Consider the following 14,695-nt stretch of genomic DNA (forward strand, 5'->3'; position numbering starts at 1 on the left):
GGTGTGGAGCGTTAAAGCCGACGAACTGTCTTTTCAAACAACGGCCTGCGGCCTGGCGGCAGAAGGTTTCACGATGCAAAACAGCAATGTGTCCAGAAGACTGAGCGGAAATGCTCTGACGAATTTCATCGCGACCATCTCGGCGACGGGAGGTCTGCTGTTCGGTTACGATACGGGCATCATTTCCTCCGCCCTGCTTCAGCTTCGTGACCAGTTTCATCTGGATACGCTGGGCGCGGAAATCGTGACGTCGGCCATTATTCTGGGTGCGCTGCTCGGATGTCTGGGGGCGGGTGGCATTTCCGACCGGATCGGGCGTCGGCGGACGGTGATGATCGCCGCGGCGCTGTTCCTGCTGGGAACCGTGGTCGTTTCCTCGGCGCAGAGCGTGGCCGTTCTGATCCTTGCCCGGCTGATCCTTGGACTGGCTATTGGTGCGGCGTCGCAGATCGTGCCGATCTATATTGCGGAGATTTCACCGCCCGAGCGCCGTGGGCGCCTTGTCGTGGGGTTTCAGCTGGCGGTGGTGTCCGGCATCACGATTTCTTTCATCACCGGGTATTTCCTGCGGGAGTCAAGCTGGCGGCTGATGTTTGGTATCGGGATGCTGCCGGCGCTCATCCTGTTCTTTGGCATGGCGTTCCTGCCCAACAGTCCACGCTGGCTGGCCCTGAATGGTCAGACGGAAGAAGCCCGCAAGGTTCTGCGGCGCGTGCGGATGTCCGATGAGGCCGCTGACCGCGAGCTTGCTGAAATCGTTGAAAACCATGATGTGCAGGCGCCCTGGTCGGAACTGGCGAAACCGTGGGTGCGGCCTGCGCTGACGGCCTCCGTGGGGATCGCGCTCCTGTGCCAGTTCACGGGTATCAATGCCGTCATGTATTACGCGCCGACGATTTTCGCGGATGCGGGTTTCGGGCAGGATTCTGCTCTGCTGACGTCCGTGGCCGTTGGATTTGGCATGGTCTTTGCGACGGTGTTCGGAGGGTGGGCCGTCGATACCTGGGGGCGGCGGACGCTGCTTCTGCGTCTGTTGCCGGGGGCTGTGGTGGCGCTGGCCGTGCTTGGAACGGCGTTTGCGATGCATCTGACGGGCGGTGTCGGGGCATGGATCACGGTGGGTGCGGTGATGGCGTACACCATTTTCAATACGGGCAGTCTGTCGGTCGCGATCTGGCTGGTGGGGGCGGAGGTCTATCCGCTGTCATGCCGTGGCAAGGGGATGAGTCTTGTCGCCGGAAGTCACTGGGGGGCGGATCTGATCATTTCCCTCACCACGCTGTCGCTGGTGCAGATGCTGGGTGCGGGCTGGACGTTCTGGCTGTTTGCCGCCGTCAATGCCTTCGCTTTCTGGTTCGTGCTGCGCTACGTGCCCGAGACCAAGGGGCAGTCGCTTGAGGAACTGGAGCGGCGTCTGCGGAACGGAACGTTCGCGCCCGTGGATCGTGCGGCGGCCCGGGCTGAAGCCCGGGCCCGGTAAGGCGCTCTGCCGGGGTCTCTTTCAGGGGCGACCGATCGAGCGGTAATCGAACCCGGCCTCGCGCATGAGGTCGGGGCTCCAGATGTTGCGCAGGTCCGCGATGGCGTTGCCGCGCATGGCGTCGCGCAGGCGGATGGGGTCGAGCGCGCGGAACATGTTCCATTCCGTCAGGACGATCACGATATCCGCATTCTGCGCCGCTGCCAGGGCGTCGTCGCAGTAGCATACGTCTTCCGGCAGGAGGGAGCGGGCAGCGTCCATGCCTTCGGGATCGAACACCTGAAGGGTGGCGCCGGCCTCATGCAGACGGGCGAGGATGGGCAGGGAGGCGGCCTCGCGCATGTCGTCTGTGTCGGGCTTGAAGGTCAGGCCCAGAACACCGACCGTCTTTCCGTCCAGTGTGCCACCAGCCTGTGCGATGATGCGTTCGGCCATGCCGGTCTTGCGGGTTTCGTTGATCGCGACCGTGGCTTCCACCAGCCTTGAGGGGGCTCCGGCATCCTGGGCGATGGCCGTCAGGGCGCGGGTGTCCTTGGGGAAGCAGGAGCCGCCATAGCCCGGACCGGGGCTGAGGAAACGGTTGCCGATCCGCTGGTCGAGGCCCATGCCGCGGGCCACGTCGTGGATGTTGCCGCCGATTTTTTCGCACAGATCGGCCATCTCGTTGATGAAGGTGACTTTCATCGCGAGGAAGGCATTGGCCGCGTATTTGGTCAGTTCTGCCGTTTCGAGATCCGTCAGGACGATCGGGGCCTGAATGGCCATGAGGGGCCGATAGAGCTGTTCGATGAGGGCCTGCGCCCGTGCGCCGCCATCCGGTCCGGAACGGTCGATCCCGACGATGACGCGGTCGGGCCGCATGAAGTCGTCGATCGCGTTGCCTTCGCGCAGGAACTCGGGGTTGGAAGCGACGTCGAAATGCAGTTCCGGCCGTGTCTGGCGCAGGATCCGGGCCACTTCGCTTCCGGTCCCGACAGGGACGGTGGATTTGGTGACGACCAGAAGATCCGTTCTCGCGGCTTGGGCAATTTCTTCGGCTGCGGCATAGACGTAAGTCAGGTCGGCATGACCGTCGCCGCGTCGCGTGGGAGTTCCGACGGCGATGAAAACGGCATCGGCGTTGCTCATGGCGGCACCGAGATCGTCTCCGAAGGTCAGGCGCCCGGCTTCGACATTGCTGGCGACGAGGGTATCCAGTCCGGGTTCGTAGATGGGAATGCGGCCGGCATTGAGGGCAGCGAGCTTTTTGGGATCCCGCTCCACGATGGCGACATCGGCTCCGAACTCGGCGAAGCAGGCGCCCGAGACCAGACCGACATATCCGCCACCGACCATTGCAATACGCATCACTGGACCCTCTTTCTACGGTTCGATGTGCATAGCCGGGGGCAGGATGGGGTGCAAATCCGTGTCAGCGGGTGGGGCGGGCGCAGGCGTTCGAGGCTGCGAACCCCTGCAGGGCCGGGGGAAGGTTCGTGATCTCGTTGGAATCCGCGAGCATGGTCCGGCCTTCCTTGGACCACTTGGCCAGGGAAAGGATCGGGGCGTCGAAACGGCCACTGACGCGGACCGGAACGTCCAGGGCGAAGAAGCTGGTGGAGAAGGGGCGGCTGGCAAAGACGAGATCGAGCCATCTGCGGTTGAGGTCGAAATTCGCCTTGGCCGCGATCGTGCCTGCGCCGGTCCGCAGACGGAGCGGCACGACGACACCGATGCCCTGATGCATCTGCAGGACGCCGAGCAGACAGGTGATGGGGGTGACGCCCTTGGCGTGACGGAACAGCAGGCGCAGGTCCATCGAGGCGGCCTCGACGATTTCACGGGCGATTTCGCCTTTTTCCATGCTGACGGCGGCGGTGAGATCGGCGCGGTTCATGGCCTCGTTGAGGGTATGGACCCTGTTTGCGCTGGCGATGATGCGCAGGCTCAGGCTGCCCTGGACGGGGACGGGGGCGAGCCCCGCGACGCGGCGGAGACGGTCGATATCGCCGTGGGTCAGGGCGACTTCGGCCGCGATACGGGAGGATTTTCCGTCGGCTTCGATATGGCCGCTGGCGCTCAGTGAGGCGCCGACATAACCGAGGCGCAGGACGGGGACGTCGATACGGCTGGGGATCTGGGCGGCCTGGATCTTCAGGTTCGTGAAATCGAGTTTGTTGTAGATGAGCTGCTGCGCGGCGAGGTCGAAATGGACCAGCGGGTCGGGATCGGGCGGCGTCAGGAGCAGCAGGTCGGCGTGGAGGGTGGACGGGCTCTTTTTGCTGCCTTTTGAACCGGAGGGCGCGAGGATGGGCATCAGGCCGTTGATGTCGAGGCGGCCGAAACCGATTTTGGCCGTTACGTCATCGGGTTTGCCATGGCTGCCTTCGATGAGGGTGAAATCACCGTCTTCCATCGTGCTGGTCTGGATGGTGCCGTTGGCCTTGCGGAAATGCCAGTCATTGCCGGAATGGCTGAAATCGCCGGACAGGGTCATTTTGACGGGGGCATGATCGCCCTTGATGCCGGCGACGCTGAACAGCGTGTCCGAGGTCGGGGTGGTGACGGTGGTGTGGCCTTCCACGCCGTCGAAATTCGTCGGGTCCGTCAGGGTCCCGGTGAAGTCCGAGGTCATGTCACCGGACGTGACATGCGCCTTGGTGCCATAGGGGCGCTGTGGGGTTTTGCGGAGTTCGCGGATGGGCTCCATTTCGGCGGAAATGTTTACGGGGGTGCCGTTATAGGCGCCCGTGAGCGTCATGGTGAACGGACTGGTGTCGCTGGTGGAGGCGAGTTCGACCTTTTCAAGCGTGGCCTTGTAGGAGGCGCCATTGGCCGAGCGGTAGGTGACGTCGCTGTCGAGGATCGTGACGTTGCGCAGGCCCGGGGCATTCCTCAGATCGGGCGGTGCGTCCGCTTTGGCCTGCTGCTCGGGCGTGAGCGGGGGGCGTGGGTCGTTCTGGTGGGGGCCGAAGCGCCAGTTGGGCAGGTGCGCGGGAGTGCGTTCGAACAGGCCCGAGAACTTCGAAATGACGATATTGCGGGTTTCGGGCGGCCCCCAGATCAGGGAGGTGAGGCGGACCTGCGCGCCGAGATGGCCGAGCGTCATCATCTGCGGGCGGGTGCCGCTGGCGATATTGGCGACGGAGACATCGTCGGCCTCGATGGTCAGCCAGGTCCCGGGATGGACGTGCAGGACGCCGATATGGACGGTGCGGCCGAGCTTCTTTTCCAGTCGCGGGGTGGCGAAGGCGGCGAGGTCCCGGTGGTCGATCCAGATCCATCCCGCGCCGAACAGGGCGAGGAGAAGAACGGTGAGGGACAGGATGGAAACCAGAAACCAGCGCAGCAAGAGGCAGTCTTTCGGGAAGTCTTCAGTGAGGCGGGACAATACCGGCATGATTCATAAAAGGAAACTCTACCGGAAAGACTGGAAGCTCGTGAAAGGATCGACAGAAAGAGCTCTGTTCTCGAAACTCATGTAACTTCCGAATTTCAGCAAGAGAGACTGCGTTACTGGAAGGTGGACCTGAACTTCTCGACAGCATGCAGGGCGCAGGCTTCGTCCTTGTCGCCGCCGGGGGCGCCGGATACGCCGAGTCCACCGAGGATGGCATGGTCTGTGGTGCGGCGCAGGGTCACGCCGCCGGGGACGAACAGGACTTCGGGGATTGTGTTCAGGGCGCCATTCGCCGGGCCGGTGACGCCTGCGGCGATCAGTTCGCTGGTCGTGTTCTTGTTGAAGGCCAGACCGTAGGAATAGGCCGTGTAAGCCTTGCGGTAGGATACGGAAAGCGATTGCAGGGGGACCGTATCGCCCTTGATGACGGCCTGTTCATGGCCTGTCGTGTCCACGACGGTGGCGGTGACGGAATAGCCCTGCGCGGCGCAGATGCGGACGGCTTCTGAGGCCAGGGCGGCGGCCGTGGACCAGTCGAGTTTCTGGCTGGTGATGATGTGGGACTGCGCAGATGTCTGGGCGCGGGTGGTGGGACACAGGAGGGCCGCGGTGAGGACTGCTGTGGACAGGAGGGGTTTTGCGTTTGGGAGCATCAGCCGGTTCTCTCGTTGTGGAACGGGAAGGATGCGGTCTGCGGGGCGTGGGTCGCAATCGGGAATGTGGGCGTGCACGCAATGGTGTTGGGGAAAGCGGGAGACCTCTCCCGGAGGGGGCCGGGAGAGGAGGGTGTTTTCAGAAGGCGGCCTGAATCCGGGCGGCGATCGCGTTGCCGGTGCGACCGGCCGTGTTGGTGGCTTGCTCGCTGCGGGAGACAATGAAGCGGCTGTAGTCCAGCATCAGGCGGAAGTGACGGTTCGGGTACCAGTTCAGGCCGCCGGTCCAGACGGTCTGCTGGCCGCCGCGGATGACGTTCTTGGCGTTTGTTTCGTTAAGGCCGCTGTTGAGGTCGATGACGCTGTAATGGCCGACGACTTCAAGCGCGCCCCACTGGTTGAGGGCCGGGTTGAATTCTTCGGACGCCGTTACGCCCGGAGCGCCGAATGCGCCTTGCTTGATGTTGTACAGGCGCGGATTGCCCAGCAGGGTGTAGGCTGCGGAGCCGTACCAGCCCTGGAAACTGGCGGATTTCAGGCCCGGTGCGGAGCGCTGGACCCCGACGTGGTAATATTCGCCCTTCACGATCAGGCGGCGCCAGCGCAGGCCGAGTTCCGGACCGGCGGCCCAGACCTGTGATGCGTTGCTGATGCCACCGGTGGCGGCCAGGTTGGCTTCGCCGATGTCAAACTCGGGACGCTGCCCGAAGGACGTCGAACGGGTGCAGTGGTTGGGGTCGGTGCCCGTGTTGCAGGCGACCTTGAAGGCGGAAATCGCCGAGGCACCCACATGCAGGTCCACGTCCCTGGTGACGACCGGACGGCCGGCAATGCGGAGGGTGGCGCCGGTCTGGCTGTCCACTGTGTTGGCATTGCCGCCCCCGTAATAGGTGGAGCCCATGTCGGACGCGTTGCGATGGCCCCATGCCTGACCTGTGAAGTAGCCGGCAACCCACCAGCGCTTCTCGTAATGCAGGCCACCAACGCTGAAGCGGGCGTCGCCTGCGGCGATGTTGCGCACCATGTCAGTGATGCTGGGGCGTTCGAGCGTGAAGAAGTCGTTGGAGCTTTCGGAATCTTCTTCGGTCACGCGCGGCTGGAAGTAGCCGACGGTCAGGACCGTGTTATGCAGGCCGGTATAGTTCAGGTTGCCTTCATAGAGGCCGACATAACCGTCATTATGGTTGGCGCCGAAGTCGGGCGTGACGGCTGCGACCCAGTTCTTGTAGCGGAACATGAACGGAATACGCAGGCGGCGCTGGTTGGACGTGAAGCCGTTGAAGGCGCCGCGTGTTTCGCCGGCGCGGGGTCCGGAATTGAAGAAGCCGCCGAAGTCTTCATGATAGGCGAGACCGATCGACAGGGCATAGGCGCCATCGGAGGACTGGATCGTCGGGCGGCCGCCCGGGAAGCCGACCTTGATGCCGCCGATGCTGACTTCCTCGTCCTGTGCGGTGGCGCGCTGGAAGTCGGCCCAGGAGGAGACGTCCGCGCGGTCCGACGGGGGCCGGCCGTCATCGGTGCCGGGTTTTGCCGGACGGATGCTGATCAGGGGCTGTACGGCCGGGCGGGGCTGTCCGATATAGCGGCTGCGCTGGGCATAGGGGTTGTTCTCGGCGTCTTCCCGCTGGCGCGCCAGCACGGCGCGGGCGCGTCTGACTTCCTCGGCATGTTCTTTCTTCATGCTGGCGAGCTGGGCCTGCATGGCCTGGATCTGCCGTTCCATGATCTGCATCTGGTCGGCGGCCCGGGCGTGGCCACAAAGGGGAAGAAGTGAAACCAGCGTTGTGGTGGCCAGGAGAGCGGTGGTTCGGCGGAAAGAGAAAACCATTGCGGCGGTGCGTCCTTCTGGGAGGGCGTTTGGTCCGCAGTTCAGGTATCTGATTCGCTTTGTGAAATAATGGGAAGGTTTCGTGACGCGCGCGTGACAGTTCCATGACACTTCGCGCTCAAAGCCGCAGTAAACTCCGGGTCTGGGCTTGTGTGTGTCAGTTTTGTTGCGGAAGTGGCGGGCGGGAGCGGTCTGTGTGAGACGCGGTGTGACATTCCGGCACCCTCCGATGTCCGAACCCTGTCATGAAACTATCATGCACGTCCTACTGTTTCCGTCCGGGCGGCGGCGTTACTAAGGGGCAGGTTTCACGCCCCATAAGGGATTCCCATGATCAAGAGCAGAGCTCCGTTATCCGGTCTTCTCGTCGCTACGGTTCTTGGCGCCGCTGCTGCCATGATGCCGCTCGTGTCGTCGGCGCAGGCTGCGGACATCACAGGCGCAGGCTCCAGTTTCGCGGCACCGATCTATGGTGCGTGGGGCACGGGGGCCCGGAGCCAGGCTGGCATTGCCGTGAATTACCAGAGCGTGGGGTCCAGCGCCGGGCAGGATCAGGTCATTGCCCGGACGGTCGATTTCGGCGCGTCCGACAAGCCGATGAGCGGTGAGCGTCTGGCGAAGGAAAAGCTGTACCAGTTTCCGACCGTCATGAGCGGTATCGTTGTTGTGGCGAATGTACCGGGGGTTGCTCCGGGGCAGCTCCGTCTCGACGGCCCGACGCTGGCGGCCCTGTATGATGGCGAGATCACGACCTGGGACGACGACCGCATCAAGGCCCTGAATCCGGGTCTGACCCTGCCGGATACGGATGTCGCGCCGGTCCATCGTGCTGACGGGTCGGGCACGAGCTTCGTGTTCACGTCCTATCTGTCGCAGGTTTCTCCGGGCTGGAAGCAGAAGCTGGGTGCGGGTACGTCCATCGCCTGGCCGGGTGGCGCGGGTGCGCGTGGCAATGACGGCATTGCCGCGATGGTGCGCCAGACCGAAGGCGGCATCGGCTATGTCGAGTATTCCTATGCCGCGCAGAATCACCTGAACATCGCGCAGATGAAGAACCATAGCGGTGCGTTCATCGCGCCGACGCTGGCGAGTTTTGCCGAAGCGGCCAAGGCTGCTGACTGGGCGCATGCCGATCACTATGCCGTGAACCTGCTGGATACGGAGGGTGCGGGTTCGTGGCCGATCGTGACGGCGACGTTCGTTCTGGTACCTGTCGATGCCGCTGGCAAGGAGTCCGGCAAGGCCGTTCGCGACTTCTTTGCATGGGGTTTCCAGCATGGGGACGCGGATAATACCCGTCTCGATTATGTCGGTCTGCCGCAGGGCGTAAAGACGGATATCCTGGCCAACTGGCCCAGATAGGGTCGACTTTTCTGTCCGGAATGGGGTCGCGGACCTGAATTGAGGGCTGGTCAGTCCGGATAAAAAGGCGTTGAGTATGCAAACGGGCTTCTCCTGCTGGGGAAGCCCGTTTTCGGTTTTCTGCTCTGTCCAGTCATGGTGCCTGCGTGTCCGCTTCGTCACTTTCCGAACAGACGTCTCCGCCGGGGATGAATGCCCTGACCCGTGTGCTGATCGGTGTGATCTTCATTCTGGGGCCTGTCTCGACAGACATGTATCTGCCAGCGTTTCCGGCTCTGGAGCATGATCTGGGACATGGAGCCGGGTCGGCACAGCTGACGCTGACGGCCTGGCTGGCGGGTCTGGCCATCGGGCAGTTTACCCTCGGGCCGCTCTGTGACCGCTATGGACGCAAGCTGCCGCTGCTGTGCGGGCTGGTGGTCTATGCGGTGGCGTCCGTCGGGCTGGCGCTGACGAACAGCTTTCACATGTTCTGTGTGCTGCGTTTCGTGGCAGCATTGGGCGGCGCGATCAGTTCCGTGGCGCCGCGTGCGATGGTGCGGGATGTGGCGACCGGGGCGGCGGGTGTGAAGCTCATGTCGCAACTGATGCTGATTTTCGGTCTGGGGCCTCTGCTGGCGCCCTCGATCGGGAGTTTCCTGCTGGATCTGGGGAACTGGCGGCTGATCTTCTGGGCCAATGTCGTCTTCGGCGTGGTGATGTTCTTCGGGACGCTGTTTCTGCTGCCGGAGACGCTGCCGATGGAGCGGCGTTTTGCGCTTCCGGTCAGTGGCATGGCGGCGCGTTACCGGGATCTGCTGCGCGAGCCGCTGTTCTGTTCGGCGGTCATGGTCGTGAGCTTCGGGACGTTCACGATGTTTGCCTATCTCTCCAACGCGCCGGCCCTCTTTGAGGGAATCCTGCATTTTTCGCCGCATCTGTTCGCCATTTTCTTCGGGCTGAACGGTATCGGCTTCATCTTCGGGTCGCAGGTCAATGCGCGGCTGGCCAGCCGGTTCCTGTTCACTCGGGTGATGGAAATCGGGATGCTGGCGGTGCTGGTATTCTGTATTCTGGCCGTGGTGGTGTGTCTGAGCGGATTTGCTGGGCCGAAAGACCCGTGGATCCTGTGCGCGCTGATCTGGTGCACAACGTTTTCGCTGGGCTTCATCGGACCGAATGCCGGTATTCTGGCGCTGACGCATCATGGGCATCAGGCGGGGGCTGCTTCGGCGCTGATGGGAACGATGAACTGGACGATCGCCGGTCTGGCGGGCGTCATGATGTCGTTTCTGCCAACCCACTGGGTTGGATCGACGTCAGTGGGGATGCTGGTGGGGATCAGCGGATGCTGGCTGTGCGACCTGTGGCGTCGGCGGCTGGATCCGGAATCCTATCTCTCCGCAGGGCACTGAGCGCATCGGGCGTTCGGACGCGGGAGAGCAAAGAGCGGGACGCCCGGCACGGTGGCCGGGCTTGTCCCGAGATAACTGTGATCAGCTCTCGGAAACGCGGTCGGAAGCAACCGTGGCGATCATCAGGGCGCCGATCATCGGAACGAAGGCAACCATCGAGAACTGTGCGAGCAGGCTGGTGGGAAGGCCGATCAGGTGGATCAGGGTCATGGACGTCATTTGGAAAATCTCCGTGTGGTTCTGTTTGCCGTCTTGCGGCGTGCAGCGGGAGAAACTCCAGAATCGGGGTCCAAAGCAACAAATACAGATGCAGGGTCAGCCCTGCATTCCGTGCATAAATGCATTTTAAACTTTTGCCCTCTTTGCGAAGAGGGTGTTTTTGTTTCCACCGGGCGATTATTTCGCTTTTGTTAAAGTAAAGCGGGATGTGTTTCCCTGTGGGGGTTTCTTTCGGGAAACAGTACCGTTCCGGGTGGTTTTTGAAATAAAATTGCGCGGAGGCTTATTCCGCGTCGAGGCTCGTGTCCGTATCGCGGCGCAGGCCGTGCCAGCTCAGGAGGGTGTCGGCGAGGAAGAACATGAGCGATCCGACCGTGCAGGCGAGAGCTATGCCGAAAAGTGCAAGCAGCCATGCTGACGTTGAGGCGTCCCGGATCGAGCCGACGAAAAGCGCCATGGCCGCGCCGCAGGTCGATGCGCCGCCGATGGCGTTGAGGAGAATCGCGGCATCCAGGACGAAGACACGGCGGTGAAGGCGGATCTGCTGGCTTTTGAGGCGCTCGGGGGTGTTGAGCGGGTCGGGCGCGGTGTCATCCGTGGCGGGGGCGCTGAGTTTCTTGCGGACGTCTTCGAGATGGTCGGCGACGCGGGCCAGGCGTGTGTTGAACACGTTGATGAGGGTGCCGATGCCGGACAGCATGAAAACGGGCGTGAGCGCGACCTGAATCAGGTGGGCGGCGCTGTCGACGGGATCGGGGTCGTAGGAAATCGGGAAAGCCATGATGTCTTATACTGCATGATCCATTTCCGGAAAGACCGGGGTTTTGGGAAGGGGGGCTCTGGAAAAGGCGGGGGAAGATGGAGTAGGGAGGGGCAGCCATTTCCAGAGGTGCTCCGGCCCTGATGCTGAACCTGTTTCGCCTGTCCCGTCGTTCTGTCCTGTTCTGTGCGGGGATGGGTCTGTCTGTCGGTATCGCCCATGCCCAGACGGTGGCGGAAGAGGGCCTCCATTGCACCGGGCTGGCGCTTCAGGCGGAGTTCGCGTGCCGGAGCTGGACCGAGGTGGCGCGGGATGTGAAGGCGGGGACTGAGACTGTCATTATTCCCGTGGGCGGGACCGAGCAGAGCGGACCTTATATTGCGGTCGGCAAGCATAACGTGCGGGCGCAGGTTCTGGCGGATGCCATTGCGGTTCAGGCCGGGCATACGCTGGTGGCGCCTGTCGTAGCGTATGTGCCGGAGGGATCGACGAGCCCGCGTACGTCTCACATGAAGTTTCCGGGTACGATTTCCGTGCCGCCCGCTGTGTTCCAGGGGCTGCTCAAAGGGGCTGCGGAGAGTTTTCGCGTCCAGGGCTTCCGGCGGATCGTGCTGCTGGGCGATCATGGCGGATACCAGTCTTTCATGGCGCAGGTGGCGCAGGAGCTGAACCGGGCCTGGAAGGGTCAGGCAGCCGTGCTTTATCTGCGTGATTATTATGAAGTCGTTCCTCACCAGTATGCCGAGGCCCTGCGGGCGCAGGGGCATGCGGCGGAGGTGGGGCTTCATGCGGAGTTGAGCGATACGTCGCTGATGCTGGCGGTTGATCCGTCACTTGTGCGTCAGGATGCGTTGCGCGCGGCTCCGAAACCGGGTGCGGCCGAGGGCGTCTATGGTGGCGATCCGCGGCAGGCATCGGCCGGGCTCGGCCGGATCGGCACGGACATGCAGATCCGGACCGCGGTTGCGGCAATCCAGTCTTTCCAAAGGAGCCATCCATGACATTCAAGACTCCTCTTCTGGTGGCGATGACGCTGCTGGGAGCTGCCGCGGCCCATGCGCAGGAATACTCCCCGAGCGCGCCGATGGTGCCGGTGCCGGCCGATGCGTCCGTGCCTGTTGCGGCCCCGGTTGCGCCGTCCGGTATCCAGACGATCCCGGGCATGCCGCCGGTCATTGATCCGAAGAACATCTACAGCGAGACGACGCCGTCCCACATCTCGCCTGCGATCGCGCATGATCCGGCCCGCGTCTATGTGCCGAACCTGCGCGGGGACAGTGTTTCCGTCATTGATCCGGTGTCCTTTCAGGTCGTGGACACGTTCCGGGTCGGACATTCGCCGCAGCATGTGGTGCCGTCCTGGGATCTGCGGATGCTGTGGGTGACGAATAACAGCGAGGGCCGTCCGGACGGGTCGCTCACGCCGATCAATCCGGCAACGGCCAAGCCGGGTCCGTCCATTGCCGTAGATGATCCGTACAACATGTATTTCACGCCGGACGGGAAATACGCGATTACGGTGGCCGAAGCGCACAAGCGTCTGGACTTCCGCGATCCGCATACGATGGAGCTGAAGGGCTCCGTTGAGACGCCGGAATGCAAGGGCGTCAATCACGCCGATTTCTCCATCGACGGCAGATACGCGATCTTCACCTGCGAGTTCGGCGGTTATGTCGCCAAGGTCGATACGGTGAACCTGAAGATGATCGGGATGCTGAAGCTGTCCAGGGGCGGCATGCCGCAGGACATCCTGACGGCGCCGGATGGTCACAAGTTCTATGTGGCGGACATGATGGCGGATGGCGTGTTCGTTGTGGATGGGGATTCCTTTACGGAGACCGGCTTCATTCCCACGGGCATCGGCACGCATGGCCTGTATCCGAGCCGGGATGGCAAGCTGATGTATGTCGCCAATCGTGGCTCACATCGTATCCATGGTCCGAAGCATGGTCCGGGTGGCGTGTCGATCATCGATTTCGCGACGGACAAGGTCATCAAGACCTGGATGATCCCCGGAGGCGGCAGCCCGGACATGGGCAATGTCAGCGCGGACGGCAAGTTGCTCTGGCTGTCGGGTCGGTTCGATGATGTGGTCTATGCGATCGACACCGATACGGGTGCGATGCGCAAGATCCCGGTGGGTGCTGAGCCGCATGGCCTGACGGTCTGGCCGCAGCCGGGACGCTACAGCGTCGGGCATACGGGGATTCTGCGGTAAGGTCTGCGGGATTGATGGATCAGGAAAGGGAGGCAGGCGTTCTGTCTCCCTTTTTTATTGGGTGCGGCTTTACAGGTAGTTGGGACGGCAGACGTCAAGCGCCTGTATGGCGATCTCGCCGAACTCCTGATCGCAGGGAGTGATGGAGGCGTGAAAGACTTTTCCCTCGTTTTCGTTCGTATACCAGGCTGAATGACTAGCCCCTCGTCCCTTTGAAGCGGCAAACCGCACCTGATCTGTCTGTTCGCACTCCCACTGGATAAAGACTAGGGCGGATTTGGTTTGCGCATCGCGCCAGTCCTTGAAGCCGTATCTTTCCCGAACCCGGCCCCAGAATTCCATGTAGAGCGGGCCGGATTTCTTGCTTTCCGCAGCCATCTTGTCTCGCGGAAGCGGATCTTCGTTCCATTCCATGACAAAATCACGGCTTGTCTCGAGGGCTCTCCGGAGATTTTCTCCGATCCATTCCGGTGTGGCGTCCTTGCGGTCAATGAAGGTTGACCATCCGGTGACCGAGAAGAAACTTCCTCCCCGTCTGTCCATCGAAATCACTGCAATATACTTCCGGGTCCGGATTAGCTCCGCCCGCGCCTCCCGTACATCCAGTTTCGGATCGGCCATGCTCATCCTCCTGAAGTCGGTGATTTTCCGGACTCAGAAACAGAGCTGTCTGAACAGCCGCTCCGGCCCGGCGTGCTTTACGGTCTGTTGGCGCTGGAGGATTTTCTGGAAAAAAAGCGATCGATTGCGGGGCCGATGAAGTAGCCGATGATTCCGGTGATCAGGACGGAGGGCCAGGCCCAGACGGCGTAGTCCCTGAAGAAATCCTGATTTTCCAGGTAGGTCATGACGGCGATGTCGATCAGGACGAGAGTCCACAATGTCGTGGACAGGAAGGGCTGGAGCCATGCGTGGCGGGCGGGACGGGTCATGGGGCCTCTCCTTGTTACGAGATCGAGACGTGGAAGACGAAGATCATCCCGCAGATGAAGGCCCCGAGCAGGGGAAGCCAGCAGGTGTGCAGGTGGTTGTGGTCGTCCATGTAGGAATAGGCCAGCGCGAGCGCCACATAGACATGCGCGAACACGAGGCCGAGGACCATGCCGATGAAGCGCTTTTTCAGGACCCGCTCTTCCTGACGATTCTTCTCGGCCAGAGCGGTGGGGTCGGGGCGGGCCATTGGCGGGGCGCCGGGGTCGGCCGCAGGCGTGGTCTGCTGATCGGGGGCGGATGCGTCTGATGAGACCAGGACAAGAGACATCGCGGGATTCCTTGGCATGATCCTCGCCGATTGGCGGGCGATGCGGGGCCGCGGGAAGGTCGGGCCGGGAAATCGTCTGCGTGGAACCGGGAGGGGGGTTCTCGATGTTGTGGGTACAGGATGAGCTTTCCGGTTCAG

14 protein-coding genes are annotated in these 14,695 nt (G+C 62.5%); 5 read left to right on the plus strand and 9 right to left on the minus strand.

Annotated features, from left to right (window positions below; all coding sequences use genetic code 11):
* Window positions 1-73 precede the first annotated feature (73 nt).
* Window positions 74-1,480, plus strand: a complete 1,407-nt coding sequence (locus ABF859_RS05800) for a sugar porter family MFS transporter (protein WP_415526827.1) — start codon at window positions 74-76, stop codon at window positions 1,478-1,480.
* Between the two features lie 21 nt (window positions 1,481-1,501).
* On the opposite strand, the gene ABF859_RS05805 is transcribed toward ABF859_RS05800, so the two are convergent.
* The 4 genes from ABF859_RS05805 to ABF859_RS05820 form a co-directional block, all read right to left on the minus strand.
* The gene (locus ABF859_RS05805) at window positions 1,502-2,827 is read right to left on the minus strand and encodes a UDP-glucose dehydrogenase family protein (protein WP_415526897.1); all 1,326 of its coding nucleotides are present in this window, start codon (window positions 2,825-2,827) and stop codon (window positions 1,502-1,504) included.
* A gap of 64 nt (window positions 2,828-2,891) precedes the next feature.
* On the minus strand, window positions 2,892-4,859 hold the full coding sequence (locus tag ABF859_RS05810) for an AsmA-like C-terminal region-containing protein (RefSeq protein ID WP_415526828.1): 1,968 nt from the start codon (window positions 4,857-4,859) through the stop codon (window positions 2,892-2,894).
* Window positions 4,860-4,972: 113 nt separating this feature from the next.
* Window positions 4,973-5,512, minus strand: a complete 540-nt coding sequence (locus tag ABF859_RS05815) for a GlcG/HbpS family heme-binding protein (RefSeq protein WP_415526829.1) — start codon at window positions 5,510-5,512, stop codon at window positions 4,973-4,975.
* Window positions 5,513-5,651: 139 nt separating this feature from the next.
* Window positions 5,652-7,343: a porin gene (locus ABF859_RS05820; protein WP_415526830.1), complete on the minus strand. Its 1,692-nt coding sequence runs from the start codon at window positions 7,341-7,343 to the stop codon at window positions 5,652-5,654.
* A 330-nt stretch (window positions 7,344-7,673) separates the two neighbouring features.
* On the opposite strand from ABF859_RS05820, the gene pstS reads away from it, so the two are divergent.
* A complete protein-coding gene (gene pstS / locus ABF859_RS05825) occupies window positions 7,674-8,705 on the plus strand; it encodes a phosphate ABC transporter substrate-binding protein PstS (protein ID WP_415526831.1) in 1,032 nt (343 codons plus the stop codon).
* A gap of 146 nt (window positions 8,706-8,851) precedes the next feature.
* A complete protein-coding gene (locus ABF859_RS05830; RefSeq protein ID WP_415526832.1) occupies window positions 8,852-10,099 on the plus strand; it encodes a multidrug effflux MFS transporter in 1,248 nt (415 codons plus the stop codon).
* A gap of 81 nt (window positions 10,100-10,180) precedes the next feature.
* On the opposite strand, the gene ABF859_RS05835 is transcribed toward ABF859_RS05830, so the two are convergent.
* Window positions 10,181-10,318 (minus strand): hypothetical protein, encoded by a 138-nt coding sequence (locus tag ABF859_RS05835; RefSeq protein WP_153429664.1) that lies wholly within the window; start codon window positions 10,316-10,318, stop codon window positions 10,181-10,183.
* Window positions 10,319-10,601: 283 nt separating this feature from the next.
* Entirely contained in the window at window positions 10,602-11,099 is a 498-nt protein-coding gene (locus ABF859_RS05840; protein WP_415526833.1) for a DUF2721 domain-containing protein, read from the minus strand.
* Between the two features lie 122 nt (window positions 11,100-11,221).
* Between ABF859_RS05840 and ABF859_RS05845 the strand changes: the two genes are divergently transcribed.
* Window positions 11,222-12,079 carry a creatininase family protein gene (locus ABF859_RS05845; protein ID WP_415526834.1) on the plus strand — a complete coding sequence of 286 codons (858 nt, stop codon included), beginning with the start codon at window positions 11,222-11,224 and terminating at the stop codon, window positions 12,077-12,079.
* Window positions 12,076-13,296 carry a hypothetical protein gene (locus tag ABF859_RS05850; protein ID WP_415526835.1) on the plus strand — a complete coding sequence of 407 codons (1,221 nt, stop codon included), beginning with the start codon at window positions 12,076-12,078 and terminating at the stop codon, window positions 13,294-13,296. The genes ABF859_RS05845 and ABF859_RS05850 overlap by 4 nt, the downstream gene beginning before the upstream one ends.
* 69 nt (window positions 13,297-13,365) lie before the next feature.
* Here the strand turns inward: ABF859_RS05850 and ABF859_RS05855 are convergent, their stop codons facing one another.
* From ABF859_RS05855 to ABF859_RS05865, 3 genes are all read right to left on the minus strand, one after another.
* Window positions 13,366-13,917 (minus strand): hypothetical protein, encoded by a 552-nt coding sequence (locus ABF859_RS05855; RefSeq protein WP_415526836.1) that lies wholly within the window; start codon window positions 13,915-13,917, stop codon window positions 13,366-13,368.
* Between the two features lie 77 nt (window positions 13,918-13,994).
* Window positions 13,995-14,228: a hypothetical protein gene (locus tag ABF859_RS05860; protein ID WP_415526837.1), complete on the minus strand. Its 234-nt coding sequence runs from the start codon at window positions 14,226-14,228 to the stop codon at window positions 13,995-13,997.
* A 14-nt stretch (window positions 14,229-14,242) separates the two neighbouring features.
* Entirely contained in the window at window positions 14,243-14,557 is a 315-nt protein-coding gene (locus ABF859_RS05865) for a hypothetical protein (protein WP_415526838.1), read from the minus strand.
* Between the last annotated feature and the right edge of the window lie 138 nt (window positions 14,558-14,695).

It is taken from the genome of Gluconobacter sp. (assembly GCF_047722525.1).
Taxonomy (GTDB): Bacteria; Pseudomonadota; Alphaproteobacteria; order Acetobacterales; family Acetobacteraceae; genus Gluconobacter.